The organism is Streptodolium elevatio, assembly GCF_040649515.1.
GTDB lineage: Bacteria > Actinomycetota > Actinomycetes > Streptomycetales > Streptomycetaceae > Yinghuangia > Yinghuangia elevatio.
This window is the reverse complement of record NZ_JBEZFP010000073.1, coordinates 1-26,819: the sequence shown is the minus strand read 5'-3', so window position 1 is coordinate 26,819 and position 26,819 is coordinate 1. Positions and strand designations below refer to the sequence as shown.

Here is a 26,819-nt window from a genome sequence, read left to right as displayed (position 1 = left end):
GGTGATCGTACGGCCCGGTCCGGACACGCCGAATTGCCTCGCACGGCGTTCAACGCGGGCGCCGCCGTCAGGACGAGGAGCGCTCCAGGCCAGAGGGCTCCTCGTCCTCGGTGCGGCGTACGACCACCGCGACGGTCACGGCCATGACCGCCATGCCGCCCGCGCCGAGGCCCATCGCGGCACCGGGGTCGAGTGCCGCGACGGTGCCCAGGCTCGGCGCCACGCGGTTGGCGGGGTCGTAGACGGCGAGGAAGCGCTCACCCGGCGGGCCGGGGCACGGGTCGGAGCCGCGAAGCTCCTCGCGTTCCCCGTCCGGGAGTTCGACCAGGCAGGTGGTCTTGGGGTCGGCCCCGCGCGTCACTTCGCGCGTGCGCTCCTCGACGACGGTCACGGTGCCGTCCTTGCCGAAGGCGTACATGTAGAGGTCGTACGCCTGGAGTGCCGACGCAAGCAGGAGCACGCCGCCGAGCGCCCCGGGCACCAAAACGCGCCACGGGCGCGGGTGCAGGTGCCGCAGGACGTAGTAGCGCAGCAGCGCGAGTTGGAACAGCAGCGGCGCGGCGACGAGGACTCCCTCGGCCATCCCGCCTTCGAGGAACGTGCTGTTGAGGCCGTACGCCTGCACCGGCCAGCACAGCACGCACACGCCGAGGAAAAACACGGCGCGCAAGGCGAGAGTGTGGTGGTCGACGGCGGGCAGCCGCCAGCGGGGCAGGATTCGTGCGGTGAGGTGACGTACGGGGGCGGGCATGATCCACCGTCCATGGCCAACGCTGTGCGAACAACGTTCTACCGGCAAGCCTATGCCGCCGCATCGTAGGCGAGCGAGTAGCAGATGTGGACAGGTTCAGGCCGAAGTTCACGCAAGCGTGTCTTGCGGCGTGGGCCCTGCCGGGCGCTACCGGGACAGGTGGGAACCGCCGTCGACCGCGAGGGTGGCGCCGGTGATGTAGGAGGCGGCGTCGGAGGCGAGGAAGAGGACCGCGTCGGCGACTTCGTGTCGGGTGCCGGGCCGGCCGAGGGGGCTGTGGGTCCGGGTGCCGGTCACGGCGGTGACGCGGCTGTAGCCCTCGGTCCCGGTCATGCTGCCGGGGGCGACGACGTTGACGCGTACGCCGTCCTTGCCCCACTCGATGGCGCAGGTACGGGAGAGGGCGTCGACGCCGGCCTTCGCGGAGGCGACATGGGCCTGCATCGCCATGCCGGTGTACTGGATGGTGGCGGAAATGTTGACGATGGTGCCGCCGTGGTCGGCGAGGTACGCGTCGTAGCACGCGCGCGAGACGTTGAAGGTGCCGAGCAGGTCGATGTCGACGACTGCCTTGAAGCCGTTGGGGCTGAGGCCGGTGAGCGGGGCCGGGAAGTTGCCCGCGGCGTTGTTGACGACGATGTCCAGGCGGCCGTAGGCGTCGAGGGTTTCGGCGACGACGCGCTGCACCTGGGTCATGTCGCGGACGTCGCAGACGCCGTAGCGCGCGTCGATGCCCTGGGAGAGCAGTTCCTTGACGGCCGGGCGGAGGTTGTCCTCCTTGCGGGAGCAGATGGCGACCTTGGCTCCGTGGCGGCCGAGCGTACGGGCGATTTCGAGGCCGAGCCCGGTGGCCCCACCGGTGACGAGGGCGACGCGGTCGGCGAGGAGGTCTTCGCGGAAGAACGTCGTCATCGGCTGCTCGCGGAAACGAACGCGGCCCACCGCGCCGCCGGGAATTCGAGGTGCGGCGAGTCGGGGACCTTGCTGTCCCGGACACCCGCGAGGGTGTCGGAATCGCTGTGGCTCGACTTGCGCCAGCTAGCGACCTCGACACACATGCCGCCCTCGTTGTTGCTGTAGCTCGACTTGCGCCAGTTCTTCGTGCTCACAGCTGCTCCATCAGTTCTCGGATGTGTTCGCCGGACAGGCGCGGCGAAAGGGCCGCGGCCTTCAAGTGTTCGAACCTGCGCGAACACTTTGCCACCGCTACAGGATCAATGAAGGCGTGACCGCCCGCCAGACCCTCGACGTACGCGAAGTCAGGTCCCTCCTCGAAGGACAGAATGCCTCCGCTCCCGTCGACCGCAACGCAAGGACCGCAGTCCAACGGCAGGACCTGGAGGCAGATCCTCGGACGGCTCGCGAGGTCGAGCAGCCTGGCCATCTGCGCCTTCATCACGACACGCGGGGCGAACGTGCGCCGCAGCGCGCTCTCGTCAAGCACGAACGACATCCGCGGCCGTTCGGGCCGGTCCAAGATCACCTGACGTCCCATGCGTCCGATGACGAGTTCCTCGGCCAACTCCTCTTCGTCGTCCGGCCGCCCTGCGTGGATGATCCGCCGCATGTAGTCCTCGGTCTGCAACAGGCCCGGGATCGTTGTTGCGTCGTAGCAACGGATCTCGGTCGCGAGCAGTTCGAGGCGCGCATACTGCTCGAAATACTCCGCAAAACCGCTGCGCTGCAGCAGCGGCATCATGCGCGTGAACTCTCCGCCGGTTCCCAGCACATCGTCGCTGCGCTCGGCGAACTCGTGGCTGGGTGTGCGCATCGCCTGCTCGATGTAAGCCACCAGCGACGGTGAGCAGAACAGCTCCTCTCCCAGTTTCTCCTGCGACATCCCTCTCAGGCCCCGCCAATAGCGGATCTCCGAGCCGAAGAACGCCAACACCGAAGCGGACCCGTCCAGTTCCTTAGGTGGCATGTCCGACCACCCCTCCCCACTAACCAGGTGTCAAGGGCAGCCCCCTGCCCGAGCCTAGGTCGGCCCCTCCAACCTTGGTAGCGATTCGGACACATTCAGTGATCGCACCGGAGGACCCGTCGTGCCCCAGCGCCAGCCCACGCCACCCCTGCTCGACCGGGCCCACTTCCTCCCCGTGGCCGAATCCGTACCCGCCGCACGGAAGTTCGTCGCACGCACGCTCGACACCTGGGCACTCCCCCACCTCCGCGAGGACGCCTGCCTCTGCGTCAGCGAACTCGTCACCAATGCGGTCACCCACGCGTACGCCGTCCTCGTCAACGTCACCCTCACGCTCCACGGGGACCGCCTCCGCATCGAGGTCACCGACGACGAGCCGGCAAACCCGCCGCCCAACCGCATTCCCTCCCCCGCCCCCGACGACGAAGGCGGCCGCGGACTCCTGCTCATCGCGGCGCTCGGCGTCGCCTCCGGCTGGACCACGACCCTGCGCACGAAGACGGCATGGGTCGAGTTTCCGCTCGCCACCACTTGACCGCTAACGGCGTTAGCCCCATGCTTGTGACATCGAGCTAACGCCGTTAGCCACCAAGCCGCAGAGGATCGACCATGGCCACCAACACCGCCGCCATCAGCCGTCGTTCGCGCATCGCCCTGCCGACCGTCACGGCCGGGTACACCCACGCCGCTGCCTGGGTCGCCGCCCTCGCCGTCAGCTGGGGCAAGACCCCCGAGTTGGGCGACGACAACGCCGCGGTCGCCGCCGCATACGCCGACAACGGCCCCGTCGCAATCGCGCAGTCCGTCCTCACGCACGGCATCGCCGCCGCCGCTGTCGCCGTCGTCGCGATGGCCCTTCTTGCCCACGGCCGCCGCCTCGCCGGGTGGACCGCCGCGACCGCCGCCGCCCTCGCGTTCGGTCAACTCGTCCTTGAGCAGGCCGCGACAGCCGCGAGCGACCCCGAGCGCGCGGGCGGCCTGTTCAACCTCGCGCTCCGCGTCGACGGCGTGAAGATGTTCGCGTTCGCCGCCGTCGCGACGCTGACCGCGCCGCTCCTGGCCAAGACCTGGCAGCGCTGGGTCGCGTACGCCACTGCCGCGACCATCACGGCCTCCGGCGTCGGCTACCTGCTGCTCGCCCCGTCGCTCGGCGCGGCCGCCATGCTCTCCCTGCCGCTGCTGCTCGTCTGGGTCGCCGTCCTCGCCGTCCGCCTGGGTCGAGGGACCTCCCTCTGACGAGGAGCAAGCCCCTTGGGATCCTTGGCTTCAGAGACAAAGAAGCGTGCGGCAAGGACGACCGCAAGGGAGGGGCGCCATGCCCTGGTGGACCGAGCAGATCCTCATCGGAACGGCTGCGTGGACGGCGGTCACGGTCGCCGTCGCCGCCGCGCTGTTCCACACCCGGCGCAAGCGCGACGCACGCGATTCCGAGATCGTCGACCGGGTGCTCACCCACGACATCTCGCTGTACCAGGCCACGGAGTTCACGCGGACCAACGGCACCGAGGTCGCGGTGTGGCTGCTGCTCGAAGCCGGCTACGTGGACGTCGCGCGCGACGGACGCATCCGCGCGACGGTGGCGTCGATCACCCGGCAGCGCCCTGAAGTCGACGATCCCGCGCAGGCCGCGATCCTCGACTTCCTGCGGCGGCACCCGTCAGGCCGGAAACTGCACGAGATCATGGACGACCCGACGTGCAGCGGCGTCCGCGAACTGCGCCCGGACCTCAGGGAGTCGTTCCCGGAACTGAAGGCGGTCACCCGCGGCGGCGTGCGCCGCCCGGCGATGACCGCCGCGTACCTGATCCCGATCACGGCGGCCGTCAGCGCCGTCGTCCACGCGACCGGCACCGCCGCCGACTACCGGGCCGAGGCGGTCTTCTACTGGACGGCCGCGACGATCGCCGGCCTGATCGCCCTGCCGATCACCGCCTCCCGACTGTTCCCCCGCTACCGGCGACTCGGCATCCACCGCCGACTCGACGAGCACTGCGAGCGTTTGCTCGCAACCCGGTTCGCGACGCTCGGGTTCGAGGAGGAGCGCAGGTCGGCAGGCGTATACCGGACGAAGGCCCCGGCGTACTCCCCCACCCGATCGAGCGGTTCCGGCAGCTCGTGCAGCTCCACCGCCGTCGACGTAGGCAGTTCCAGCTGCGGAAGCTCATGCAGCAGTAGTAGCTGCGGTGGCGGAAGCAGTTGCAGCTGAACACCGTCGCCACCCCGAACAACACGTCACGCCCCCGCCCCGGCGGGGGCTTTTGCGTGCTTGCACTTTCCTATTCTGGATGTCTAATATCCAGAATAGAAAAGTGATCAAGTCCCCCGAACCGCGGATCCCGAACCCAGGAGCCCGAAGTGACCCACACCATCAGCAACCCGAGCAGCCTCCACAACCCGGTCGGCTACGGCTACAGCCACGTCGCGAGCGCCCCCGCCGCGGACCTGGTCTTCGTCGCCGGGCAGTACGCGTCCGACGTCGAAGGGCACGTCGTGTCGGACGACTTCGCCGCGCAGGTCGCCCAGTCCTTCGACAACATCGGGCGCGCGCTCGCATCGGAAGGGCTCGACTTCAGCCATGTCGTGCAGTTGCGGACGTACATCGTCGGCCACGACGAGTCCAAGCTGACCGCGCTCCTGGAGGTCATCTCCCGCATCTGGGGCGACACTCCCCCGACGCAGACCCTTCTCGGCGTCGCCGCCCTCGCCCTCCCCGACATGCTCTTCGAGGTCGACGCAGTCGCCGTACGACCCTGACGACCCTGACGACCCGCGGCGACGGTCAGTCGAGCACGGCGGCCACGGCCTCGACCTCCACCAACTGGTCCTGATAGCCGAGCACGGTGACGCCCATGAGCGTGCTCGGTACGTCGTGGTCGCCGAAGGCGTCCCGGACGACCTCCCAGGCCGCCACCAAGTCCTCCTGGCGTGAAGAGGCCACCAGTACGCGCGTGCTGATGACGTCTTCGAGCACCGCCGCCGCGTCGCCCAGCGCGGTGTGCAGGTTCTCGATGCACTTGGCGGTCTGCCCGGCGAAATCGCCGACCGCCGCCGTCGACCCGTCCTCGTTCAGCGGACACGAGCCGGCCAGGAAGATCAGGCGGGCCCCGGCGGGGGCGGTGGCGGCGTAGGCGTACTCGGCGACTCCGGACAGGGACGCGGAACGGATCAAGGTCACGGCACGGGGCACGGGGTTCCCTTCGCAGCGTTCGACGGACTCGTGTGATCCTTGCGACCCTCTCAAAGCTCTCGCCACATCTTCGACCGGTTTGCTCCCGACACGGCCGGAGCCCGCCGATCGCCCCGAAGTTGGTGCGTGCCGAAACTCAGCACATCACCGCCGGACCGCGTTCTTCTTGCAGAGGCCACCTGGGTCCGTCCGATCTCCTGAGTCTCCCGGCCCCTGACGACGGTCGCCCCGCGGCGAGGGCGACCGCCGTCAGGGCTCACCGCCGCGGTGCCGGCCGCGAGCCGGGAGGCAGCGCGTCGCGTGGCGGGGAACAGGGGGTGTCGGGAAAATGGGGGGATGACCACGACGATCCGTCTTGCCCAGGAGCCCGAGGCCGACGCGTTGCTGGCGCGCAGTCCGCTGGCCGCGTTGGTGGGGATGCTGCTCGACCAGCAGATCCCGATGGAGTGGGCCTTCGCCGGGCCGTACACGCTCGCGCGGCGGATGAATGCGGACGACCTGGACGCGCACGACATCGCGGCGTACGAGCCGGAGGCGTTCGCGGCGCTGATGTCGGAGAAGCCGGCCGTGCACCGCTATCCCGGGTCGATGGCCAAGCGCGTGCAGCAGCTCTGCCAATACCTGGTGGACCACTACGACGGCGACGCGGCGGCGGTGTGGAAGGACGTCAAGAGCGGTGCCGAGCTGTTCACGCGGCTGAGCGAACTGCCGGGCTACGGAAAGCAGAAGGCGCAGATCTTCACGGCGCTGCTCGGCAAGCAGTACGGCGTGGCGCCGAAGGGCTGGCGCGAGGCGGCCGGCGCCTACGGAGAACAGGGCTCCTTCCGCTCGGTCGCGGACATCACCGGGCCCGAGTCGCTGGAGAAGGTACGCGCGACCAAGCAGGAGGCGAAGAAAGCCGCCAAGGAGGCCGCGGGGGCCAAGGGGGCGGCGGCCCCGAAGAAGACGGGGACCAAGACGGCCGCGACGAAGAAGACCGCGACCGAGAAGGCGTCGGCGAAGAAGACCGCGACCGCCAAAACCGCGGCCAAGACTGCGACCAAGACCGCGGCCAAGAAGAAGTGACGTAGCGCGCAGCGGCGAGGGCCCGTACCGGGATCGGTACGGGCCCTCGTCATGCGCGCAAAGTTGTGCGCGTTCAGCCCTCCAGCTCGCGCAGGATCTCGCTCGCCTGCACGGTGATGCGCTCGATGAGCTCCTGGCAGCTCGGCAGGTCCTCGATGACGCCGACGACCTGGCCGGAGGCCATGACGCCGAGGTCGGGACGCCCGTCCACCATCGCCGCCTTGAGCAGCATCGGGGTGTTGGCGGCCATGAGCACCTGCGGCCACGACAGGCCCTGGGACTTCTTCATGGCCAGGCCCTCGCGGACCATGTCCTTCAGCGGCGTGCGCGAAAGCTTCTGGAACTTCAGCGCGTTGGAGATCGCCCGCGGGTAGCGGGCGACGACCGAGCGCTGTTCCAGCCGCTTCACGAAGTCGGTCGCCAGCACGCGGTGCGGTACGCCGTCGACCTCCTTCGACACGACCGTCCCGTTGACGTCCGTCGCGAGGTAGACCTCCTTGACCGCGAGGCCCACCGGGCTGTCGCTGGTCAGCAGGAAGCGCGTACCCATGGCGATGGCGTCCGCGCCGTAGGCCAGGGCCGCGACCAGGCCCCGTCCGTCGAAGAAGCCGCCGGCCGCGATGACGGTGACGTCGGTGCCCTTGAGCACGTCGGTGACCTGCGGCAGCAGCAGCGTGGTCGGGATGGAGCCGGTGTGGCCGCCACCCTCGCCGCCCTGCACGATGACGCCGTCGACGCCCCACTCGGCGACCTTCTGCGCGTGCCGCTTGGCACCGATCGACGGCACCACCAGCATGCCGAGGTCGTGCGCGCGCTTGATGAGGTCCTTCTTGGGCGCCTGCGCGAACGACGCGACCTTGATGCCCTCGCGGCCCATCAGTTCGATGCGGTCGGCGGCGTCCGGCGAGTCGGCCCGCAGGTTGACCGCGAACGGCTTGTCCGTGGCCTTCTTGACCTGCGCGATGGCGGCGACGAGTTCGTCGTACGTCATCGTCGCCGACGCCAGGATGCCCAGTCCGCCCGCCTCGGCGGTGGCCGCGACGAGCTTGGGGTACGACACGTACCCCATGCCCGTCTGCACGATCGGGTAGCGGACGCCGAACTTCTCGGTGAACCCGTTTTTCAGCGCGGGGTGCAGCGCGGTCATGCCGGGACCTCGCGCAGGCGCATGCCGCGCGGGTCGATGACCTCGCGGATCAGGCGCAGTTCGTCGTCGCTCGGCAGGCGCGTCTCGGGGACGTCGGCCGGGACGATCAGCTCGAAGCCGGTGTTGGCGACGATCTCGTCGACTGTGGCCCCCGGGTGCACCGACGCGAGGCGCATGGTGGCCGGGGCGCCGTCCACCGACTCGAAGTCGAGGACGCCGAGGTTGGTGACGACGCGCCGCACCTCGTGGAAGCGCGCGGCCTTGCCGACCTGGGCGGCCCGGTCGTACCCGATGCACGACACCATGTCGACGGCCGCCGTCAGCACGCGTGCGGAGTGCTTGGGGATCCAGTAGCTCGTGGTGTGGTTGATCGTGTTGCCCGGCCCGCCGCGCGAACCCAGCACCTGGCGCTTGGGCTTGGCCCAGTCGCCGATCGCCGAGATGTTGGCGTTGCCGTGCGCGTCGATCTGCACCGGGCCCATCATGACGTGGCGGCGCCCGGAGGCGAGCACGTCGAGGACCTGGCGGTACGGGATCCAGCCGACGGCCGCGAACTCGTCGGGCCTGGCGCCGAGTCGGTGGGTGCCCTCGAAGAACAGCGACTCGCCGTTGGAGAGCACGAGGTCGGGCTCGAAGGTCGCGCGGGCGAGGCGGGCGCCGATCGTCGGGACGGTGCCCATCGGCGAGCCGATGATCTCGCCGTCGCCGCGGAAGCACTCGGCGACCGCGACGACACAGATGTCCGCGCGCGTGATGTCGGTCAGCGTGTCCGTCACTTCGCACCCTCTTTCGCAATCAACGCAGCCTCACGGAACTTCGCGACCTCGGCCTGGTACGCGGCCTCGTCGGCGACCTTGAGGAAGCGCTCCTCGAACGCGGCCCACTGCTCGGGGTCGCCCGCCGCGGTGACGTACGCCTTCTGGAACGCCTCGTCGCGGCCGTACTCCGGCGGGCACTCGGTGAAGTGCGCGCCGTTGGGGGTCTCGACGACGCCGGCGGTCATGTAGCGGTGCAGGACCAGCGTGTGGAAGCAGCCGGCCTCCTTGAGCAGGTCCTCGCTGGGGACGACGCGCTCGGCGGAGACGTACGCCTTCTCGGCGGCCAGGCAGAACAGGTCGTCCATGAACTGGTCCGGCCCGGTCAGCGCGGCGTTGCCCTTCTCGTCCGCGACGTTGGCGTGCACGAGCGCGACGTCGAGGTTCAGGGCGGGCATCGCGACCAGTTCCTCGCCGTCCTCGTAGGGGGACGCGACCGTCTTCAGGTGCGGCGAGACCTTGAGGATGTCCGAGCCCAGGCCCGCGCGGGTGGGCAGGAACGGCAGGCGGTACGCGGCGGCGCGCAGGCCGCTGAGGAACATGCCCTCGTCGTACTCGACGGCCTCCACGAGCCCGTTCTCGCGCACGTGGCGGAAGTTGGGCTCCAGCGGGATCGAGTCGAGCGACACGAACGCGTACACGAGCTTCTTGGCCTTGCCGGCGCGCGCGAGCAGGCCGACGTCCGGACCGCCGTACGAGACGATCGTGAGGTCCTTGAGGTCGGACCGCAGGATGGCGCGGACCAGGGCCATCGGCTTGCGCCGCGAGCCCCAGCCGCCGATGCCGACGGTCATGCCGTCGGAGAGCTGGGCGACGACCTCGTCGGGCGTCATGCGCTTGTCAGCCACGTGGGTTTCCCTCTCCCCTACTTCGTGGTGTCCGCGTCGCGGCCCTCGACGAACGCGTCGCGCAGTTCGTCGGAGACGCCGGTCAGGTTCAGTTCGAAGGTGAAGCCCTGCTCGTAGCGGTACGAGCGCTTCACGTCGACCGGGTCGATGCCGTTGAGCGAGGCCTTCGCGGCGCGGATGACCGTCGGGGACTTCGCGGCGATGTTGCGCGCCACCTCGAAGGCGGTCTCGACGAGCTTGTCGCGGTCGACCAGCTTGTAGACCGAGCCGTACGCGTGCAGCTCGGACGCCGGGGCGTTCTCGCTCGTGTACACCATCTGCCGCATGCGGTGCTGCGGCACCAGGCGGGCCAGGTGGGTGGCCGCACCGAGCGCGCCGCGGTCGACCTCGGGGAGGCCGAAGAACGCGTCGTGGCTCGCGACGATGATGTCCGCGTTGCCGACCAGGCCGATGCCGCCGCCGACGCAGAAGCCGTGCACGGCCGCGATGACCGGGACCTCGCAGTCGTAGACCGCGGCGAACGCCTCGTAGCAGCCCTTGTTGGCGCCGACGAGCGCGTCGTGGCCGGTGGTGTTCTGCATCTCCTTGATGTCGACGCCGGCGTTGAAGCCGCGTCCTTCGGCGCGGAGCACGACGGCCCGCACCTGCGGGTCGCGGCTCGCGGCGCGCATCTTGTCGGCGAGCTCGAACCAGCCGGCGACGTCGAGGGCGTTGACCGGGGGTGCGTCGAGCACCACCTCGGCGATGCCTTCGCGCACCTCGTAGCGGATAGCCATGGCAATCGGATCCATTCGGCCGCGTTGTCCGACCGGAGGTGACGGCACCTGTACCGGCTGCCTCTGACGAGGCATCATGTCCGGTCTGTCCTGATTCGCCGGGGAGCCCGACTACCCAGAGTGTGGTACATCACCATCCGATCTGACTGATCGTCAGATTTCTGCCACCATAGTTGACTCTCGACGGACCGCGCCAGACGGGGCGGCCGTGGCCGACGACACCCCGCTCCACCTTCATTCCGCCTCATTCCGTTGTGGGAGACCGCCATGACATCAGCCGCCAACCCCCTGGACCTCACCGGTCGTGTCGTCCTCGTGACCGGGGGCGGCAAAGGCATCGGGAAGGCCATCACCGAGCGCTTCCTGACGGCGGGCGCCGACGTGGTGGTCTGCTCGCGGTCCGAGCCGGAGGAACTGCCGAGCGCGGGCGGGCGTACCGCGGTGTACCACCCGGCCGACGTACGCGACCCCGACACCGCGTTCGCGACCGTCGCGTTCATCGAGGAGCGGTTCGGCCGCCTCGACGTGCTCGTCAACAACGCGGGCGGCGCGCCCTTCACGGACGCCGCCACCGCCTCGCCGCGCTTCTCGAAGGCGATCATCGAGCTGAACCTGCTCGGCCCGCTCTATTTCGCCCAGGCGGCACACCGCCTGATGGTGTCTCAGGCCGGATTGGACGGTGCGCCGGGCGGCGGCTCGATCGTCAATATCAGCAGTGTGAGCGGCGTGCGCCCCTCCCCCGGAACCGCCGCCTATGGCGCGGCCAAAGCGGGCATGAACTCGCTGACCAAAACGCTCGCGGTCGAATGGGCCCCGAAGATCCGGATGAACTCGATCATCGTCGGCCTGGTCAGGACCGAGCAGGCCCACCTGCACTACGGCGACGACGAGGGCATCGCGGCGGTCGGTGCGACGATTCCGCTCGGCCGAATGGCTGAACCTGACGACGTGGCAGATGCCTGTCTTTTCCTCGCGTCGCCGATGGCCGGATACGTCAGCGGAGCAGAAATCCTGCTGCACGGCGGCGGAGAAATGCCCGCCTACCTCCGCGCCGCGAACAGCGAGTCCGATCATGCGCCCGTAAACTGACGGCATGACAGGACAAGTTCGCACCGTCGACGGCCGCGTCGCCGGGCGACGCGGCCAGGCGACCCGGCAGAAATTGCTGGACTGCCTGCGCGAGATGCTCGACACGTCGCCGTACCGGGACGTCAAGGTCATCGACGTCGCCCGGATGGCAGGCACCTCGCCGGCCACCTTCTACCAGTACTTCCAGGACGTCGAGAGCGCGATCCTCGAGATCGCGAACGACATGGCCAAGGACGGCCAGCGCCTCAAGGCGCTGACCGAGGATCAGGGCTGGACCGGCAAGGGCGGGTACGCCGCCGCCGAGGCCCTGGTCGACGGCTTCCTGGAGTTCTGGCGGGAGTACGAGCCGATCCTCCGCGTCGTGGACCTGGCGTCCGCCGAGGGCGACAAGCGGTTCTACAAGGTCCGGCAGTCCATCCTCACCGCGGTGACCACCGGCCTCACCGAGGCCATCGAAGAGGTCCAGGCCAAGGGCAAGACGGGCGACGAGGTCGCTCCGAACGCCATGGCCGGCACGCTCGTCGCCATGCTGGCGGCCGTCTCCGGCCACCAGAAGGGCTTCGAGACCTGGAAGATCAAGATGAAGGACGTGCGTCCCGCACTGTCCACCCTCGTCTTCATGGGTATCACCGGCAAGAAGCCGCCGCGCTGACGCCCCGCCCCGGTCGGCTCCCCTCCAAAGGGAGCACCCTCCGACCGGGGCGAAGCCACAGCCCCCGGCCCGAGAGTTCGGCGCAGCGGTTCGGCAGAGTTCTTCGAGCGGACGTACGCACAGGTACGTCCGCTACTTGCGCGCGCCCGCGAACCGGTGGCGGGCACAGCGGTGCCGGGTCACGCGCCCCGGCTCGCTCCCCCGGGGTCACGCCGCGACCGCCGACGCCGTGCGTACGAGTTCCGGCAGGGTGCCCGCGAAGTCGCCGAGCAGGTTGAGTGCGACCACCCACGCGTCGGCGCTGCCGCCGAGTGCGGGCCGGGTCAGCTCCGCGACCGCGAGCACCACGCCGCGGTCGAGTCCGATGTCGGGCTCGTCGTCGTAGGCCCGAGCCTCAAGGAGGCTGAGCGCGACCGCCACGGGGTCGCCTTCGCGCAGGAGCGTGCGTACGTCCAGCCGGCCCGCCGTGTAGTCGCGGCCCACCCGGGCGGCGGCGGAGTCGTCGGCCAGGCGGTCGAGCCCGTCCGGCCCTCCCTTGCGCACCGCGAGTGCGGGCCCCGCGGTGGACGTGAGAGCGCCGGCCGATCCGAGCGGAGGGAGCACCTCCGGGCACCCGATCTGGCGGGCGAGCGCGGCCCGGACGAAATCCGGCAGCGGTTCGCGGCGCTGGACATCGAGGACGAACTCCCAGTCGACCGGGTCGCGCGGGGCGTGCAGTTGGGCGACCGCCTCGTCCACCGACCGGCACCGGCGCAGGCGTTCCAGGAGCACCGGAAGACTGCTCTCGTACGCCAGTGCGCGGCCCAGACTCGCCGGGGCGAACGGGTCGGCCAGCGCGTCGCGCACCGGCGCCGACAGGTCGCCGCGCACCAGGTCGCGGACGTCGCGCAGCGCCCGCCACGCCGGTTCGCGCCCGACGGTCCACAGCAGACCCAGGCACCCGCGCAGCACGACCGCCGGGCAGAGCGGCAGGAACTCGCTGTCGACCATGCGCAACACCGCGGAGAGGATCTTCGGGTCCTCCGACTCGACCGCGACCGAAGCACGCCGGACCATGTCCAGCCGCATGGCGTCGTTGCGGGCGAAGCCGCCGGGCAGGACGTCGGCGTCCGGGACGAACGGCAGGACGCGCAGCATCGCCTCGCGGGGTGCGGACGGGTTGCCGAACAGCCCGGCGGCCAACTGGGGTTCGTCCGGCGTCGCGGCGAGCGCCGCGAGGTCGTCCGGGGAGACGGCGGGGTTCTCGGCCAGCACCGCGCGGTCCTCGGCGGTGCCGTGCGCGAGGGCGTACGCGACGAGCCCGGGGGCGGCTCCGTCGTCGAGCAGGTCGTCGCGTACCTCGGCGGTCAGCCGCGTGAGGATCGGCAGGTGCAGCTCGGCCGGGGCCGAAGCCAGCAGCAGCGCATGCGGGTTCGTGAGGCTCACGGCATCGCCCCGCCATCGGGGGCCGCGTCGCGCGGGAGGCCGAAGGAGGTCACGCCCTTATGGAACCACCGGTTCGCCCGGTCAGGGAGAAGTGATCGTACGGGCGGAGGCGAGGAGTTCGGGAACGATGCCGGTGAAGTCGCGGAGGAGGGACAGCGCGACGGGCCACGCCCCAGTGTCGGTGCCGGTGCCGGTGCCGAGCGACCGAGCCGGCGGCTGGACGTCGGCGGGGGCGGAGTCGACGAGCAGCGCGTACGGGTTCACGGCTCCCTTGGCTTGATCACATGGGGGCGGCGAGAACCTGGGTCCAGAGCATGCCGCGCGGTCCGGTGGCGGTGCCCACACCCATCTGGGTCAGATCGCAGTCGAGCATGTTCTTCCGGTGGACGCTGCTGTCCATCCAGGTCGTGACGGCCGAAGGGGCGGCGGTCGGGCCTTGGTTCAGGTTCTCCGCCCACGCCGACCAGCGGTATCCGGCGGCGGTGATGCGGTCGCCCGGGCCCGTGCCGTCGGGTGCCTGATGGTCGAAGTAGCGGCGGGCGGCCATGTCCTGGGCGTGCTTCTGGGCCGCGCTGTGCAGCTTGGGGTCGAGCCGCACCGCACCGCAACCGGCCTTCGCGCGCTCGACGTTCACCAGGTCGAGGACCTGCTGTTCGAGGCTGGGCACGGTACGCGTCGGACTCGGCGGCGGCGGGGCGGACGTCGTCGGCGGCGGCGCGGCCGCACTCGGCTCCGCCGACGGCGGCGGTGTGGGGGCCGGTGCGGGGACGGAGGCGGGCGGAGCCGGGACGGACGCCGGGGCGACGGCGTCGGGTGACCCTCCGTCAGGACGCAGCAACAGCACGGCGAGGACGGCCAGCACCGCGACGACCGCGGTGCCGAGGGTCAGCGGCCCGAGGTGGGAAGTGAGGGCGGAGGGACCGGAGGCATCCGGCGGCGTTGTCCCGGTGGGCTCGCTCCCGGCCCCCGGGACATGCGTCTGCGCCTGCGCCGCGTCACCGGCTGCGGACGGATCCGCCGCCGGGTCGACCGCTGCCGAGCCCGGATCGTTCTGCGGGACGCCGGTGCCGTCCACGGCGTTCGCACTCTGATTCGCACTCGCACTCGCACTCGCGGGGTCGAGGGGCGGCGCGTCCCCCGCGGCGGCGTGCCCGTACGGCATCGGCACCACCAACGGCACGCCGGCCAGCAGGCGTTCGGCGGGCACCAGGCCCTTCCCGTACGCGGCGCAGGTGTCGCACTCGCGCACATGCCGGGCGATCCGCTTGCGCCACAGGCCGGACGGCTTGCCGTCCCAGGCCGTCAGCACATCCTCCAGTTCGGCGCAGCGCGGGTCCGCCGCGAGCGCGCGTACGACCCCACGCGCGATCTCCAGCTGCGCCTTCATCCGCTGCACGCGTACGGCCGCGTGCTGCGCGCTCAGGCCCAGGGACTCGGCGAGTTCGGCGCGGGTGAGGTCGCCCGCCGCCTCCAGCCACCACAGCGCCAGGAGCGACCGGTCGTCCTCGTCAAGCCACCGGGTCGCCTCCGCGACCTCGCGCCGCTGCCCGGACAGACCGAGGCGCAGGATGGTCACGCCCACGAAGTCGGCGTGCGGGTCCGGGACCTCGCGGGCCGCGTCCAGATCCGCGACGGCCTGCTTCTCGCGCGCGGCGGCGCGGTCGCGCACCTGGTTCATCGCGATGGCCACGAGCCAGGAGCGGAAGCGCGCGGGGTCGCGCAGGTCGCCGAGCCCGTCGACGACGCGCAGCAGCGTCTCCTGCACGACGTCGTCGACGTCGGCGTGGCCGTCGAGTGCGCGTCCGACCACGTTGTAGACGAGGGGAAGGCACGCGGTGATCAGTGCGTCGCGGGCTTCGACGTCGCCCGCCCGGGCGGCGGCGGCCAGCGCCGTCACGTCGGGTATCTGAGCGCGCATCTGCCTTCCTACCTGTCCTTTCCGGCGCCGCCGCGGCTCCGGGGTCCCCGGAGGCAGCCCAGCCAACAGCAATTCGGGAGCCCCGTCACCTCGCGCGGCCGCCGGTCTCCCGTAGGGGACGCCCGGCGACCCGGGCCGGGGTCAACGCGATGCCGCGAAGTTCTGCGTCCACCACGGACCGCCCGACGCGATGTGCACGCCGACGCCGAGGTCCTTGAAGCTGCAGTTCAGGATGTTCGCGCGGTGGCCGGGGCTGTTCATCCACGCTTCCATGACCGACTCGGGGGTCTGCTGGCCGCGGGCGATGTTCTCGCCCCAGGTGCTCCACGAGTACCCGGCGGCCGTGATGCGGTCGCCGGCGCTGCGGCCGTCCTGCCCGGTGTGCGAGAAGTAGTCGCGCGCCGCCATGTCCTGGCTGTGGCCGAGGGCGGCGGCCTTGAGCTCCGGGTCCTCGGACAGCGGGCCGCAGCCGTTCTTCGCACGCTCGACGTTGGCGAGGCGTACGACCTCGCTCGCGTACTGGTCGGCCTTGCTGCCGCTCGGCGCCGCGGTGCTCGGCGGACGCGTCGACGACGGCGGACGCGAGGGCGCGGTGGTCGAGGGCTTCGCACTCGTCGGCGGCTTCGACGTCGAGGGGGACGGACTCGGCGGGGCGGAGGACGGCGGCGGGGACGCCGCCGGGGGCCCGGACGAGGAAGTGGACGCGGGGCCCGGCCCGGCGGAGCCGGACCCCGCGTCTGGACCGGGGACCGGGCGTGCGCCGTCCTCACCGGCGGCGAACCTGCCGGGATCGGCGGCCGGGTCCCCGGAAGCGTCGGTCGCGGATATTCGCGGAGAGGTCGGGGTGTCGCCCGCGGTGTCGCGCCCGGCTCCCCCGCCGCCGCCCAACCCGTTCAGCACGCCGACGACCACGGCGGCGGCCACCACGAGCGCGGCGACGAGCGCGAAAGGTCCGCTGCGGCGTGGCTTGCGGCGGTGTCCCCCGGCCCGCCGCCGACTGTGCCGCGAGCCACCGGCCTTGTGCCGCCCTCCCCGCGAAGACCCCGCAGCCCCAGACCTGTTGCCCACGCGCCGCCCTCTCCCGATCCGTACACCCCGCAGCGGGGCCGACACTAAAGGAGACGCATTCAAGCCACCGGGATAACAGGAATCTGACCGGCCCCATCCACCCCCGGCAACCCGGTCCCCCGGACCGGCGCGCACCCCCGCGGCCGAAGGCCGTCGGTAGGCGACGGAACGCCCCGGTGATCGACGAACGGAGCGAAGGGCAGCCGAAGGCCGCCGGGAGTGGCGGTACACCCCGTGTGATCGACGAGCACAGCGAGGAGAGCGGCCGGAGGCCGCCAAGCAGACTTTCCCGCGCCGGAGAGAGCGCGGGGGGCACCTCCCGGCCGAAGCCTGGAGGGAGATGGGAGGTGAAGACACGTCTGCGGTCGAAGTACGAATTGCATGGTGGCGCGAGGAACGAGCGCAGCAACGTCGGGTGCGACGGTCCGGACTACTTGACCTCTACGAGGCTTTCCTGCGCGAGAACCGGCCGCAGGACACCCGGGTGCCGTTCTCGCCGGTGACCATCCTCCTGCCGAACGCACCGGACAAGGAAAGCTACGTGCCGGACATGTGCGTAATCGACCGTGCGGCTGTGGACACCCACTCGGAGTGGAAGTTCCCAGCCGATGCGGTGCACCTCGTGGTCGAGGTGGTCTCCGCCGGCCGGGAGAGCCAGGTCAACGACCGTCTCGTCAAGCCGGGTGGCTACGCTTCGGGGCCCGTCCCGCTGTACCTGCTCATCGACCCGCTCCGCCGGGAGGTCACGTTGTTCTCCGATCCGAAGAACAACGCGTACCAGACGTCGACCAAGGTCAAATACGGTGACGAGATCTCGTTTCCCGAGCCGTTCAAGGGCGTCCTCGACACCGCGATCTTCGACTGGTGGTCCTGCGGTCAGATCCCCGCGAGGGCGGCGATGCGTTCCCGCTGGTGGGTGCGGTCGCCGAAGAGCAGGGCGGACGTGGTGGCGCGCTTGAGGTAGAGGTGCGCGTCGTGCTCCCACGTGAACCCGACGCCGCCGTGGAGCTGGATGGTCTCCTCCGCGATCGCGCGGTACGCGGCCGTGGCCGTGGTCATGGCGAGCGGTGCCATCACCGGGAGTTCGCCCGCGCCGGGGGCGTCGGGGTCGACGTCCAGGCCCGCGGCCTCCGCCTCGGTGGCGGCCCACGCGGCGTAGTACAGCGCCGAACGGGACGTCTCCAGCTGCACGTACATGTCCGCGCAGCGGTGCTTCAGGGCCTGGAAGGATCCGATCGCGCGGCCGAACTGCACGCGGATCTTGGAGTATTCGACGGTCATGTCGAGGCACCGGGCCGCCCCGCCGACCGACTCCGCGGCGACCGCGATCTCGGTGAGCTGGCGTACCCGCTCCAGGACGGCCGCGGTGTCGGCGCCCGGGGTGCCGAGCAGGCGCGCGGGGGTGTTGTCGAAGTCCAGGCGGGCCTGGTGGCGGGTCTGGTCGAGCACCGGGAGCTGAGTGCGCGTCAGGCCGGCCGCGTCGCCGGCCACGGCGAACAGGGCCACCTGGCCGTCGAGCCGGGCCGCGACCAGGACGAGGTCGGCGGCCACGCCGTCGAGGACATGGGTCTTGACGCCGTCGAGGCGGTGTTCGCCGGACGGGGTCGCGGTCGCGGTGAGGGAGACCTCGGAGACGTCGCGGCTGCCCGGCTCGGCCAGGGCGAGGGTCGCCAGGGTCGTGCCCTCGGCGATGCCCGGCAGGATTTCGGCGCACGCGGCCTCGTCGCCGCTGTGCAGTACGGCCGACGCGGCCATGACGCTCGACGCCAGGAACGGCGACGGGAAGAGCGTGCGGCCCATCTCCTCCAGGGCGATGACGACCTCGGCGAAGGTGAGCCCGACGCCGCCGTACTCCTCGGGGATGCCGAGGCCGGCCAAGCCGGTCTGCCCGCAAAGGCGGCGCCACACCTTGGGGTCGAAGCCGTGTTCGGTGACCATCGCGGCACGGACCGCCGGGGAGTCGCTCTGCTTGTCGAGTGCGTCTCGGAGAGCCCTGCGGATCTCCTGCTGCTCCTCGCTGAACTCGACGTCCATTGCCCTGCTCCCTGACGATTCCGGACTACGTGATGCGACCGGCCCCATTGCCGGTGCTGCGGCCCGCCCTCCAGTATCTGACACACCGTCATATCATGCGAACATCGCCTTCATCACACCTCGGACCCGTGGTGCGCGAACCCATTTCCATGCTGTCCTCGAAGGGGAAGCCTGGCAGGAGGAGTCCTGATGACCGTTGTCGCCGCAGTGCTGCGGGACGCCGCCCGACGCTTTCCCGAGCGCAGGGCCCTGGTCCAGGGCGATATCGCCTTCACTTATGCGGGCCTGGACGCGCTGACCGATCAGGTCGCGGCCGGGCTCGCCGAGCGCGGCGTTCGGTCGGGGGACCTCGCCGCGTTGGTGCTGCCCTCGGGACCGGAGTACGTGGTGGCATACCTGGCTCTGGCGCGCCTCGGCGCGGTGACGACGGGGGTCGGCCCCCGCTACACCGCCGACGAACGGGCCCGCGTGCTCGCGCAGGCGAAGCCGGAGCTGGTCATCGCGACCGAAGAACTGGCCGAAGGCGTCCCGTCGGGGCCCGAGGTGCTGCTCTGCGAGCCCGCCAAGCGCGCGTACGACGTGCTCGCGGACCTGCGCGTCGACGCGATCCCGCCGACGCCGCGCGTCAGCGGCGCCGACGACCCGGACCTGCCCGAGACGGTCGTCTTCACGTCGGGCACCACCGGCACGCCCAAGGGCGCGCTGTTCACGTCGCGGCAGATCGCCGCGATCACCGAGATGGACACCGGCGGCCGGTGGGGCGAGGGCGGACCGCAGCTCGTCGCGACCGGTCTGCCGCACGTCGGGTTCATGGCGAAGCTCGCCGGATACCTCAAGCTCGGCGCGACCATGCACGTGCTCGGCCGCTGGCGGGCCGAGGACGCGCTGCGCATCGTCGCGCGCGAGCGGATCCCCTACATCGGCGGCGTCGCGGCGCAGGTGTCGCTGCTGCTGCGCCGCCCGGAGTTCGACTCGTACGACTTCTCCTGCGTCAAGGGCCTGATCGTCGGGGCGGGGCCGTCCCCCGCGCCCGTCGTGCGCGAGGCGCGCGAGCGCTTCGGGGCCGGCTACTCGATCCGGTACTCCATGACCGAGTCGGGCGGCCTGGGCACGCTGACCTCGTTCGACGCACCGGACGAGGAGGCCCTGCACACGGTCGGGAGGCCGCGGCCCGGTACCGAGCTGGAGATCCGCGATCCGGAGACCGGCAAGGCGCTGGAGCGGGGCGAGGCCGGCCAGATCTGCCTGCGGGCGGCGTCCGTGATGGCCGGGTACTGGCGGAACCCCGAGGACACCGCGAAGGCGCTGGACGCCCAGGGCTGGCTGCGCACCGGTGACCTGGGCCTGATCGACGACCGGGGATGCCTCCGGATCACCGGCCGCATCTCGGACATGTACATCCGCGGCGGCTACAACGTCTTCCCCCTGGAAGTCGAGTCCGTCCTGCTCGCCCATCCCGGCGTCGCCTCCGTCGCGGTCACCCCGCGGCCGAGCGACGTGATGGGCGAGATCGGGGTGGCGGTCGTGGTGCCGAGGGCGGACGCCCCGACCCCGACGCTCGAGGAGCTCCGCGCGTTCGCGGCGCCGAGACTGGCGGCGTACAAGCTCCCCGAGGCGCTGCGGATCGTGGACGAGCTGCCGCTCACCGGAATGGACAAAGTGGACCGCAAGGCGCTCGCCGACCGGGAGCGGTCGGACCGGGCCGGGGGGTCGGCGGTACTCCGTACCTGAAACAGCCGTTTGAGTGCCGTGGGGACGGCCGAACACGCTGCGTGACCGTTCGACGAAACAACCGCTACTCAGGGGAGACCCCCATTGACCGGCGGCTTCATCGAAAAATATTGACCAAGTCACCAGAAATCCCCATGATCGGACAGATATGCGCGACCACGGGGTGATGAGACGGTAGACAGTCCTGACGTCCCATCAGCAAGCTAACTGACTGACCGTCAGGTCAAGTGATTCACTGATGGATCGAAAGACGAGGGACGGGCCAGATGCTTCGTGACAGCAGGGAACAGCACGCTCCGGGACACGCCCGTACCGGTTCCGTGGGCTCCAGCTCAGTCGACCAGCCCCTCCCGGTCGACGTCACCGGCAGGCCGCTGCAACTGCGGCCCGCAGAACTCGACCGGTTCTTCCGGCCGCGCACCGTCGCCGTCATCGGCGCCTCGGACACCGAGGGACGGCCCGGAGCCCGCATCACCGCGCAACTGCGGGCGTGGTCCGACCGTGTGGGCGCGCGGATGTTCCCGGTCAACCCCAAGCACGCCGAGATCGGCGGACAGGTGTGCCACCCCGACATCGCGTCGGTCCCCGAGGTCGTCGACCTCGCGGTGATCCTGGTGGGCGATCCGCAGGAGGTGCTGGCCGACCTCGCCGCGGCCGGGGTCTCCTTCGCCGTCGTCTTCGCGGCCGGGTTCGCCGAGCAGGGCGAGGCCGGTGCCGAGGCGCAGCGCCGGCTCGCCGAACTCACCGACGGAGGCCCGCTGCGCCTCCTGGGACCGAACACCAACCTCAACGCCTTCGAGGAGTTCCGCGAGGACCTCGAAGGCCAGTCGATCGCCCTCATCACCCAGAGCGGGCACCAGGGCCGCCCGGTGTTCGCCGCGCAGGACATCGGCATCCGGGTCTCGCACTGGGCACCGGTGGGCAACGAAGCCGACCTGGAGACCGCCGACTTCATCCGGTACTTCGCCGATCAGCCCGAAGTCGGCGTGATCGCCGCCTACATCGAGGGCTTCAAGGACGGGCGCACCTTCGCGCTGGCCGCCGACTACGCGGCCCAGCAGCGCAAGCCGATCGTCATGGTCAAGGTCGGGCGTACGGAGACCGGCGCCAAGATGGCCGCGTCGCACACCGGCAAGCTGACCGGTCAGGACCGCGTCGCCTCCGCGGTGTTCCGCCAGTTCGGCGTCACCCGGGTCGACGGACTCGACGAACTCATCGACACCTCACAGCTGTTCGCACGGGCCTCGCGCCCCAAGGCGGACGGTGTGTGCGTGTACTCCATCTCGGGCGGCACCGGCGCGCACATGGCCGACCTGGCCTCCGCGCAGGGCCTGAACCTGCCGCAACTCACAGCCGGGACACAGCAGTCGCTGCGCGAGTGGATCCCCGGCTACCTCACCATCTCCAATCCCGTCGACAACGGCGGGCACCCTGCCGGCGACGAACGCGGCCGGAAGATCATCGACGCGATCCTCGCCGACCCCGACGTCGGCGTGCTCGTCTGTCCGATCACCGGCGCCTTCCCGCCCATGAGCGACAAGCTCGCGCAGGACCTGGTCGACGCGGCGGAGGCGACGGACAAGGTCGTGTGTGTGGTCTGGGGCTCGCCGGTGGGCGACGAGTCGGCGTACCGCGACATCCTGCTCAAATCCAACCGGATCGTCGTCTTCCGCACGTTCGGCAACTGCGTGACCGCCCTGCGTGCCTACTTCGACTACCACCGCTTCCGCGACAACTACGACTCGCCCTTCGAGGACGTCGCCCGGACCGCCTCCCCGGCGGCGGGCAAGGCGCGGCGCCTGCTGACCCCCGGCAAGCCGCTGTCGGAGCACTCCGCGAAGCAGCTGCTGCGCACGTACGGCATACGCGTGCCGCGCGAGCAGCTGGTCACGTCCGCCGCGGCGGCGGTACGCGCGGCCGGGCTCATCGGCTACCCCGTGGTGATGAAGGCGTGCGCGCCGCAACTGCCGCACAAGAGCGACCTCGGGCTGGTCAAGCTGGGACTGCGCTCGGCCAGCCAGGTGCGCGACGCGTACCGCGAGATCGTGGACGCCGCCCGCGACAACGGCGCCGGACGGCTCGAAGGCGTGCTGGTGTGCCAACAGGTCGACAAGGGCGTCGAGATGGTCGTGGGCATATCCCACGACGAGCTCTTCGGGCCCACCGTCACCGTCGGCCTCGGCGGCATCTTCGTCGAGGTGTTCGACGACATCGCCATCGGCGTACCGCCGTTCGGCCCGGTCGAGGTACGCCGCATGCTCGGCGAACTGCGGGGCCTCAAGTGCCTCCAGGGCATGCGCGGCCAACCGCCGGCCGACCTGGACGCCCTGGTCGACGTGGTCATGCGGGTCCAGCGCATGGCCCTCGAACTGGGCGACGACCTCGCCGAACTCGACATCAACCCGCTCATGGTGATGCCGCGCGGCGGTGGCACGGTGGCGCTCGACGCCCTCGCCATCCCGCGATGACATCCCCCGATGATCGTTCCCGGGACCGGCGTTCCGCCGGTCCCGCCGACCTGTCACCCGACCGACCGGGCCGACCCGACGGCGTCGGCCCGACCGAGCCGATCCGACCGCGCTGATCCGACCGCGCTGGTCCGCCCGCAGGACAGCGACCGCCGAAGTACCCGAGAGGAACCCCGCCAGGCATGAGCACCACTCCTGAGACCGAGCCCGAGCTGCTCCACCGCGTCGAGAACGGCGTCCTGTGGATCACGCTCAACCGCCCCAAGGCGAGCAACGCCATCACCTGGGACCAGCGCGAGCTGATCATCACGCTGCTGGGCGAGGCGTCGGCGAACGAGGCGGTACGCGCGGTCGTGCTCGGCGCGGCGGGCGAGAAGCACTTCTGCACCGGCATGGACCTGCGCAGCTCGCCCGGGACCAAGTCGCTGCTGGCCGAGGCGGCCCCGGCCGAGGACGGCGCGCCGAAGCCGCCCGCCCGACCGACCGGGTACGCCTCGCGCATGATGAAGAACGGCGTCCTGCGGCTGACCACGGCCGTCCTGGAGTGCGAGAAGCCGGTGATCGCGGCGATCAACGGCACGACCGCGGGCTACGGCATGAGCCTCGCGCTCGCGTGCGACCTGGTGATCGCGGCGGACACCGCGCGGTTCATCCAGATCTTCACGCGCCGCGGGCTGATCCCGGACGGCGGCAGCGCGTACCTGCTGCCGCGCCTGGTCGGCCCGCAGAAGGCCAAGGAGCTGATGTTCTTCGGGGACGACCTGCCGGCCGCCGAGGCGCTGCGCATCGGCGTGGTCAACAAGGTCGTCGCGGCCGACGAGCTGGAGGCCACCGTCCGGGAGTGGGCCGAGCGGCTCGCCACCGGTCCGACGCGGGCCCTGGCCATCACCAAGCGCCTGGTCAACCGCTCGCTGGACAGCGACCGGGCGACGTCGTTCGGGGAGGAGGCGGACTCCGTCGAGCTGAACATGACGACCCGGGACGCCAACGAAGGTGTGGCGAGCCTGATGGAGCGCCGCAAGCCCGAGTACTACGGCTGGTGACGGCCGACCGCGTCGCCGAGGTGCTGCCGGAAGCCCTGGCGGCCCTTCGGCGACGCGGTATTCCCTTGCTCGACAAGCCAACTGACTCTGCGTCAGATGTGACGCACGCCCTGTCTGCTTTTGATTGACGCAAGGTTTTTCGCTGCCATAGCGTCGCAGGCGCCGCCAGACAAAACCCGTCGGCAGACAAACCCCGTCGGCTTCTGCCGCACCCGACGACTTCTGCGAGGACCAAATGGGCCAGCTCGACGCTCCCGCCGTCGACCCCGCCGCATTCCGGCACGTGCTCGGCCACTTCTGCAGCGGCGTCACCATCATCACCGCGCTGGACGGCGAGACGCCGGTCGGGTTCGCCTGCCAGTCCTTCGCGTCCCTGTCGATCGACCCGCCGCTGGTGACCTTCTTCGTCGCGAAGACGTCGACCACCTGGCCGCGCATCCAGCCGGGCGCGAAGTTCTGCGTCAACGTGCTGGCCGACGACCAGGAGCAACTGTGCCGCGGGTTCGCGGTGAGCGGCGCCGACAAATTCGCGGGTGTCGACCACAAGCCCGCTCCGGTGACCGGGTCGCCGCTGCTGGAGGGCACGCTGGCGTACATCGACTGCACGCTGGAGCAGGTTGTGGACGGCGGCGACCACGAGATCGTGATCGGCCGCGTGCAGGCCCTCGACGTGGCCCGCGAGGACGCCGGGCCGCTGCTTTTCTACCGCGGCAAGTTCGGGCACCCCGCCCAGAACGCCTGAAAAGGGGCCGATAGGCTCTCCCCGAACCCGTAGGCCCCGGACGCGCACGACGCTCCGGGGCCTATGCGTATTTGCGGCACGCCTGCCCGGGAGCCCGCGCACCCGACGACCTCGCGACACGGCGGCAGGCGACGGCGGCAGGCGCAACGGCGGATGCGGGCCGGACGACGGCGGGAAACATGCGGAGAGGCCGGTACGGGCGCCTGCGGGGCGCGTACCGGCCTCTCCGGGTGTCTCCGGGCTCAGGGGCGCGGGCTGGTCACCGCGGCTCCTGAAAGGGCGTCAGAACGCCCTGTGCGCTCGGAAGCCGAGGGCGCTCAGAAGACGAAGACGCCGCGGGCGACCTTGCCCGCCTCGGCGTCCTCCACCGCGTGGTGGAAGTCGTCGAGCGCGTACGTCTGGGTCACCAGCTCGTCGAGCTTGAGGGCACCGGTGCCGTACAGGTCCGCGTAGCGCGCGATGTCGTACTGCGGACGCGACGAGCCGTACCGGCAACCCATGATCGACTTGTCCAGGAACATCGACGACACATGGAACGACGCCTCCGCGTCGGACGGCGCGACGCCCAGGATGACCGCCTGGCCGGCGCGGCCCAGCATGTCGATGGCGTTCCGGATCACCGCGACGTGGCCCACGCACTCGAACGCGTGGTCGACGCCGTCGGGCACGATCTCCTTGACCGCGGCGACGGAGTTCTCGACGGCCTTGGCGTCCACGAAGTCGGTCGCGCCGAACTCGCGGGCGACGGCCTCCTTGGCCGGATTGGCGTCCACCGCGACGATGCGGACCGCGCCGGCGAGCTTGGCCGCCTGGATCACGTTCAGGCCGATGCCGCCGGTGCCGATGACCGCGACGGTGTCGCCCGGCTGCACCTTCGCCCGGTTGAGGACCGCGCCGACGCCGGTCAGCACGCCGCAGCCGATGAGCGCGGCCGAGGCCAGCGGGATCGACTCGGGGATCTTGACCGCCTGCACGCCCTTGACCACGATCTTCTCGGCGAAGACCGACAGGCCGGCGAAGTTGTAGACGGGCTTGCCGTCGCGCGTGAAGGGCTGGTTGAGCTGGCCGAAGCTCTTGGCGCACATGGTCGGGCGGCCGCGGTCGCACTCGCGGCAGGTGCCGCACGCGGCCAGCGTGGACAGCGCCACGTGGTCGCCGGGCTTGACGTGCGTGACGAGTTCGCCGACCGCCTCGACGGTGCCGGCGCCCTCGTGGCCCAGCACGACCGGCGGCGGGAACGGGATGGTGCCGTTGATGACACTGATGTCGCTGTGGCACAGACCGGCGGCGCCGATCTTCACCAGGACCTCGTTGGGCCCCGGGTCCCGGACCTCGAGGTCGTCGACCACCAGGGCCTCTTTGCCGTCGAACAGAACGCCTTTCACAGGCTTCTCCTCCGTGGGTGGCTGATCACCGTCGTGCGGACCGGTTTCGACGGCGGTCCGGCGAGTGTCGGTCTCAAACCTAGCGGTCATCTGACGATGAGTCAGCCTGTTGTGACAGTGCTCATGGTGCAGATCCGGGTGGTGCGGGACGGCGTCCGCACCTCAGGAGCGGCGGCCGGGCTCCGGGGGCAGGTGGTTCACCTCGTCGACGATGCCGCTGCCGAGGTCCGGGGCCATGCCGCGGGCCGGGCAGTCGGCGTACGTGACCTCGCGGCGCAGCAGCCGGAACTCGGTGGCACCGCCCAGGCTGCCGGACAGCACGAGCGAGCGCGGGCTGACCGCGATGTCGAGCGTGAAGGGCGGGTCGTCACGCCACTCCAGGTCGTCCCATTCGATCGCGTCGCGTTCGGCGGTGAGGCCGAACGCGCACCATATGTCCAGGACTTCGACGCCGCAGGGCCCCGTCGGGCGCCAGCGGAAGCCGACCACCTCGATGCCTCCGGCGGCGGTGGTCCACTCGGTCCACCCCATGCCGTTGGCCAGGAAGGCCAGTTGGGTCGTCGTCTCGGTGGCCCGCGCGTCGAGGGAGATGCCCCGCCACAGGGCCACGAGCGGGTCGACATGTGGGTCGGTCATGGCCACATCTTGGCGCAGGACGCGCGGCAAGGCGCCGAGTTGACCGAGGGCCGCCGGTGCCTCGAACGCCTGTGCCGTCTCCGGCGGGCCGCGCGGCCCGCCGGAGACGGGCGGG

Annotated in this window: 28 protein-coding genes; 12 read left to right on the top strand and 16 right to left on the bottom strand. The window is 70.8% G+C overall.

Features of this window, described 5'->3' with window-relative positions; translation table 11 throughout:
- Window positions 1–67: 67 nt before the first annotated feature.
- The 4 genes from AB0C36_RS25510 to AB0C36_RS25495 form a co-directional block, all read right to left on the bottom strand.
- Window positions 68–751 (bottom strand): hypothetical protein, encoded by a 684-nt coding sequence (locus tag AB0C36_RS25510; protein WP_358357878.1) that lies wholly within the window; start codon window positions 749–751, stop codon window positions 68–70.
- A 147-nt stretch (window positions 752–898) separates the two neighbouring features.
- Window positions 899–1,663, bottom strand: coding sequence for an SDR family oxidoreductase (locus AB0C36_RS25505; RefSeq protein ID WP_358357876.1), 765 nt, complete (start codon window positions 1,661–1,663; stop codon window positions 899–901).
- Window positions 1,660–1,860, bottom strand: coding sequence for a DUF397 domain-containing protein (locus tag AB0C36_RS25500; RefSeq protein WP_358357873.1), 201 nt, complete (start codon window positions 1,858–1,860; stop codon window positions 1,660–1,662). Before AB0C36_RS25500 ends, AB0C36_RS25505 begins: the two co-directional genes overlap by 4 nt.
- Entirely contained in the window at window positions 1,857–2,675 is an 819-nt protein-coding gene (locus tag AB0C36_RS25495; protein ID WP_358357872.1) for a helix-turn-helix domain-containing protein, read from the bottom strand. The genes AB0C36_RS25500 and AB0C36_RS25495 overlap by 4 nt, the downstream gene beginning before the upstream one ends.
- A 121-nt stretch (window positions 2,676–2,796) precedes the next feature.
- Between AB0C36_RS25495 and AB0C36_RS25490 the strand changes: the two genes are divergently transcribed.
- The 4 genes from AB0C36_RS25490 (at window position 2,797) to AB0C36_RS25475 (ending at window position 5,429) form a co-directional block, all read left to right on the top strand.
- A complete protein-coding gene (locus tag AB0C36_RS25490) occupies window positions 2,797–3,210 on the top strand; it encodes an ATP-binding protein (RefSeq protein ID WP_358357869.1) in 414 nt (137 codons plus the stop codon).
- Window positions 3,211–3,284: 74 nt separating this feature from the next.
- Complete coding sequence (locus AB0C36_RS25485) at window positions 3,285–3,911, top strand: hypothetical protein (protein ID WP_358357866.1); 627 nt, start codon at window positions 3,285–3,287, stop codon at window positions 3,909–3,911.
- 79 nt (window positions 3,912–3,990) lie between these two features.
- Complete coding sequence (locus AB0C36_RS25480; RefSeq protein WP_358357863.1) at window positions 3,991–4,881, top strand: hypothetical protein; 891 nt, start codon at window positions 3,991–3,993, stop codon at window positions 4,879–4,881.
- 149 nt (window positions 4,882–5,030) lie between these two features.
- On the top strand, window positions 5,031–5,429 hold the full coding sequence (locus AB0C36_RS25475) for a RidA family protein (RefSeq protein WP_358357860.1): 399 nt from the start codon (window positions 5,031–5,033) through the stop codon (window positions 5,427–5,429).
- Window positions 5,430–5,454: 25 nt separating this feature from the next.
- On the opposite strand, the gene AB0C36_RS25470 is transcribed toward AB0C36_RS25475, so the two are convergent.
- The gene (locus AB0C36_RS25470) at window positions 5,455–5,862 is read right to left on the bottom strand and encodes a RidA family protein (protein WP_358357858.1); all 408 of its coding nucleotides are present in this window, start codon (window positions 5,860–5,862) and stop codon (window positions 5,455–5,457) included.
- A 336-nt stretch (window positions 5,863–6,198) separates the two neighbouring features.
- Here AB0C36_RS25470 and AB0C36_RS25465 point away from each other — a divergent pair, with 336 nt between their 5' ends.
- On the top strand, window positions 6,199–6,927 hold the full coding sequence (locus AB0C36_RS25465; RefSeq protein WP_435839114.1) for an HhH-GPD-type base excision DNA repair protein: 729 nt from the start codon (window positions 6,199–6,201) through the stop codon (window positions 6,925–6,927).
- 73 nt (window positions 6,928–7,000) lie between these two features.
- Here the strand turns inward: AB0C36_RS25465 and AB0C36_RS25460 are convergent, their stop codons facing one another.
- The 4 genes from AB0C36_RS25460 to AB0C36_RS25445 are packed head-to-tail and all read right to left on the bottom strand — an operon-like array spanning window position 7,001 to window position 10,513.
- Window positions 7,001–8,074 (bottom strand): NAD(P)H-dependent flavin oxidoreductase, encoded by a 1,074-nt coding sequence (locus tag AB0C36_RS25460; protein WP_358357856.1) that lies wholly within the window; start codon window positions 8,072–8,074, stop codon window positions 7,001–7,003.
- A complete protein-coding gene (locus tag AB0C36_RS25455) occupies window positions 8,071–8,850 on the bottom strand; it encodes a CoA-transferase subunit beta (RefSeq protein ID WP_358357853.1) in 780 nt (259 codons plus the stop codon). Before AB0C36_RS25455 ends, AB0C36_RS25460 begins: the two co-directional genes overlap by 4 nt.
- Window positions 8,847–9,737, bottom strand: coding sequence for a CoA transferase subunit A (locus AB0C36_RS25450; RefSeq protein WP_358357851.1), 891 nt, complete (start codon window positions 9,735–9,737; stop codon window positions 8,847–8,849). The genes AB0C36_RS25455 and AB0C36_RS25450 overlap by 4 nt, the downstream gene beginning before the upstream one ends.
- A gap of 17 nt (window positions 9,738–9,754) precedes the next feature.
- Entirely contained in the window at window positions 9,755–10,513 is a 759-nt protein-coding gene (locus AB0C36_RS25445) for an enoyl-CoA hydratase family protein (RefSeq protein WP_358357848.1), read from the bottom strand.
- Between the two features lie 267 nt (window positions 10,514–10,780).
- Here AB0C36_RS25445 and AB0C36_RS25440 point away from each other — a divergent pair, with 267 nt between their 5' ends.
- Together AB0C36_RS25440 and AB0C36_RS25435 are read left to right on the top strand one after the other, a co-directional pair.
- Window positions 10,781–11,602: an SDR family oxidoreductase gene (locus AB0C36_RS25440; protein WP_358357845.1), complete on the top strand. Its 822-nt coding sequence runs from the start codon at window positions 10,781–10,783 to the stop codon at window positions 11,600–11,602.
- Between the two features lie 4 nt (window positions 11,603–11,606).
- Window positions 11,607–12,254: a TetR/AcrR family transcriptional regulator gene (locus AB0C36_RS25435; protein ID WP_358357842.1), complete on the top strand. Its 648-nt coding sequence runs from the start codon at window positions 11,607–11,609 to the stop codon at window positions 12,252–12,254.
- Window positions 12,255–12,461: 207 nt separating this feature from the next.
- Here AB0C36_RS25435 and AB0C36_RS25430 read toward each other — a convergent pair whose 3' ends face one another.
- From AB0C36_RS25430 to AB0C36_RS25415, 4 genes are all read right to left on the bottom strand, one after another.
- Entirely contained in the window at window positions 12,462–13,679 is a 1,218-nt protein-coding gene (locus tag AB0C36_RS25430; protein WP_358357841.1) for a hypothetical protein, read from the bottom strand.
- Between the two features lie 81 nt (window positions 13,680–13,760).
- Window positions 13,761–13,943: a hypothetical protein gene (locus tag AB0C36_RS25425; RefSeq protein WP_358357839.1), complete on the bottom strand. Its 183-nt coding sequence runs from the start codon at window positions 13,941–13,943 to the stop codon at window positions 13,761–13,763.
- A 16-nt stretch (window positions 13,944–13,959) separates the two neighbouring features.
- Window positions 13,960–15,597 carry a sigma-70 family RNA polymerase sigma factor gene (locus AB0C36_RS25420; protein WP_358357837.1) on the bottom strand — a complete coding sequence of 546 codons (1,638 nt, stop codon included), beginning with the start codon at window positions 15,595–15,597 and terminating at the stop codon, window positions 13,960–13,962.
- A 141-nt stretch (window positions 15,598–15,738) separates the two neighbouring features.
- Window positions 15,739–16,665, bottom strand: a complete 927-nt coding sequence (locus AB0C36_RS25415) for a CAP domain-containing protein (RefSeq protein WP_358357836.1) — start codon at window positions 16,663–16,665, stop codon at window positions 15,739–15,741.
- Window positions 16,666–17,080: 415 nt separating this feature from the next.
- Between AB0C36_RS25415 and AB0C36_RS25410 the strand changes: the two genes are divergently transcribed.
- Complete coding sequence (locus tag AB0C36_RS25410) at window positions 17,081–17,629, top strand: Uma2 family endonuclease (RefSeq protein WP_358357833.1); 549 nt, start codon at window positions 17,081–17,083, stop codon at window positions 17,627–17,629.
- Here the strand turns inward: AB0C36_RS25410 and AB0C36_RS25405 are convergent.
- Entirely contained in the window at window positions 17,542–18,699 is a 1,158-nt protein-coding gene (locus AB0C36_RS25405; RefSeq protein WP_358357830.1) for an acyl-CoA dehydrogenase family protein, read from the bottom strand. The two genes, AB0C36_RS25410 and AB0C36_RS25405, sit on opposite strands and share 88 nt — an antisense overlap.
- 189 nt (window positions 18,700–18,888) lie before the next feature.
- On the opposite strand from AB0C36_RS25405, the gene AB0C36_RS25400 reads away from it, so the two are divergent.
- From AB0C36_RS25400 to AB0C36_RS25385, 4 genes are all read left to right on the top strand, one after another.
- On the top strand, window positions 18,889–20,430 hold the full coding sequence (locus tag AB0C36_RS25400; RefSeq protein ID WP_358357828.1) for a class I adenylate-forming enzyme family protein: 1,542 nt from the start codon (window positions 18,889–18,891) through the stop codon (window positions 20,428–20,430).
- Between the two features lie 266 nt (window positions 20,431–20,696).
- On the top strand, window positions 20,697–22,898 hold the full coding sequence (locus AB0C36_RS25395) for an acetate--CoA ligase family protein (protein WP_435839113.1): 2,202 nt from the start codon (window positions 20,697–20,699) through the stop codon (window positions 22,896–22,898).
- Window positions 22,899–23,080: 182 nt separating this feature from the next.
- Window positions 23,081–23,941: an enoyl-CoA hydratase/isomerase family protein gene (locus tag AB0C36_RS25390; RefSeq protein ID WP_358357824.1), complete on the top strand. Its 861-nt coding sequence runs from the start codon at window positions 23,081–23,083 to the stop codon at window positions 23,939–23,941.
- 235 nt (window positions 23,942–24,176) lie between these two features.
- A complete protein-coding gene (locus AB0C36_RS25385) occupies window positions 24,177–24,683 on the top strand; it encodes a flavin reductase family protein (RefSeq protein WP_358357822.1) in 507 nt (168 codons plus the stop codon).
- 317 nt (window positions 24,684–25,000) lie between these two features.
- On the opposite strand, the gene AB0C36_RS25380 is transcribed toward AB0C36_RS25385, so the two are convergent.
- Both AB0C36_RS25380 and AB0C36_RS25375 read right to left on the bottom strand, forming a co-directional pair.
- Entirely contained in the window at window positions 25,001–26,068 is a 1,068-nt protein-coding gene (locus AB0C36_RS25380) for a Zn-dependent alcohol dehydrogenase (protein WP_358357820.1), read from the bottom strand.
- A 162-nt stretch (window positions 26,069–26,230) separates the two neighbouring features.
- The coding region (locus AB0C36_RS25375) for a hypothetical protein (protein ID WP_358357819.1) at window positions 26,231–26,819 on the bottom strand (589 nt) is incomplete at its 5' end.

What these genes read in the sequence shown, in the direction of transcription:
- AB0C36_RS25400 (WP_358357828.1), top strand. Translation starts at nt 18,889, where the DNA reads ATGACCGTTGTCGCCGCAGTGCTGCGGGACGCCGCCCGACGCTTTCCC.
- AB0C36_RS25465 (WP_435839114.1), top strand. Translation starts at nt 6,199, where the DNA reads ATGACCACGACGATCCGTCTTGCCCAGGAGCCCGAGGCCGACGCGTTG.
- AB0C36_RS25445 (WP_358357848.1), bottom strand. Translation starts at nt 10,513, where the DNA reads ATGGCTATCCGCTACGAGGTGCGCGAAGGCATCGCCGAGGTGGTGCTC.
- AB0C36_RS25405 (WP_358357830.1), bottom strand. Translation starts at nt 18,699, where the DNA reads ATGGACGTCGAGTTCAGCGAGGAGCAGCAGGAGATCCGCAGGGCTCTC.
- AB0C36_RS25420 (WP_358357837.1), bottom strand. Translation starts at nt 15,597, where the DNA reads ATGCGCGCTCAGATACCCGACGTGACGGCGCTGGCCGCCGCCGCCCGG.
- AB0C36_RS25390 (WP_358357824.1), top strand. Translation starts at nt 23,081, where the DNA reads ATGAGCACCACTCCTGAGACCGAGCCCGAGCTGCTCCACCGCGTCGAG.
- AB0C36_RS25485 (WP_358357866.1), top strand. Translation starts at nt 3,285, where the DNA reads ATGGCCACCAACACCGCCGCCATCAGCCGTCGTTCGCGCATCGCCCTG.
- AB0C36_RS25510 (WP_358357878.1), bottom strand. Translation starts at nt 751, where the DNA reads ATGCCCGCCCCCGTACGTCACCTCACCGCACGAATCCTGCCCCGCTGG.
- AB0C36_RS25435 (WP_358357842.1), top strand. Translation starts at nt 11,607, where the DNA reads ATGACAGGACAAGTTCGCACCGTCGACGGCCGCGTCGCCGGGCGACGC.
- AB0C36_RS25495 (WP_358357872.1), bottom strand. Translation starts at nt 2,675, where the DNA reads ATGCCACCTAAGGAACTGGACGGGTCCGCTTCGGTGTTGGCGTTCTTC.
- AB0C36_RS25505 (WP_358357876.1), bottom strand. Translation starts at nt 1,663, where the DNA reads ATGACGACGTTCTTCCGCGAAGACCTCCTCGCCGACCGCGTCGCCCTC.
- AB0C36_RS25385 (WP_358357822.1), top strand. Translation starts at nt 24,177, where the DNA reads ATGGGCCAGCTCGACGCTCCCGCCGTCGACCCCGCCGCATTCCGGCAC.
- AB0C36_RS25480 (WP_358357863.1), top strand. Translation starts at nt 3,991, where the DNA reads ATGCCCTGGTGGACCGAGCAGATCCTCATCGGAACGGCTGCGTGGACG.
- AB0C36_RS25440 (WP_358357845.1), top strand. Translation starts at nt 10,781, where the DNA reads ATGACATCAGCCGCCAACCCCCTGGACCTCACCGGTCGTGTCGTCCTC.
- AB0C36_RS25460 (WP_358357856.1), bottom strand. Translation starts at nt 8,074, where the DNA reads ATGACCGCGCTGCACCCCGCGCTGAAAAACGGGTTCACCGAGAAGTTC.
- AB0C36_RS25395 (WP_435839113.1), top strand. Translation starts at nt 20,697, where the DNA reads ATGCTTCGTGACAGCAGGGAACAGCACGCTCCGGGACACGCCCGTACC.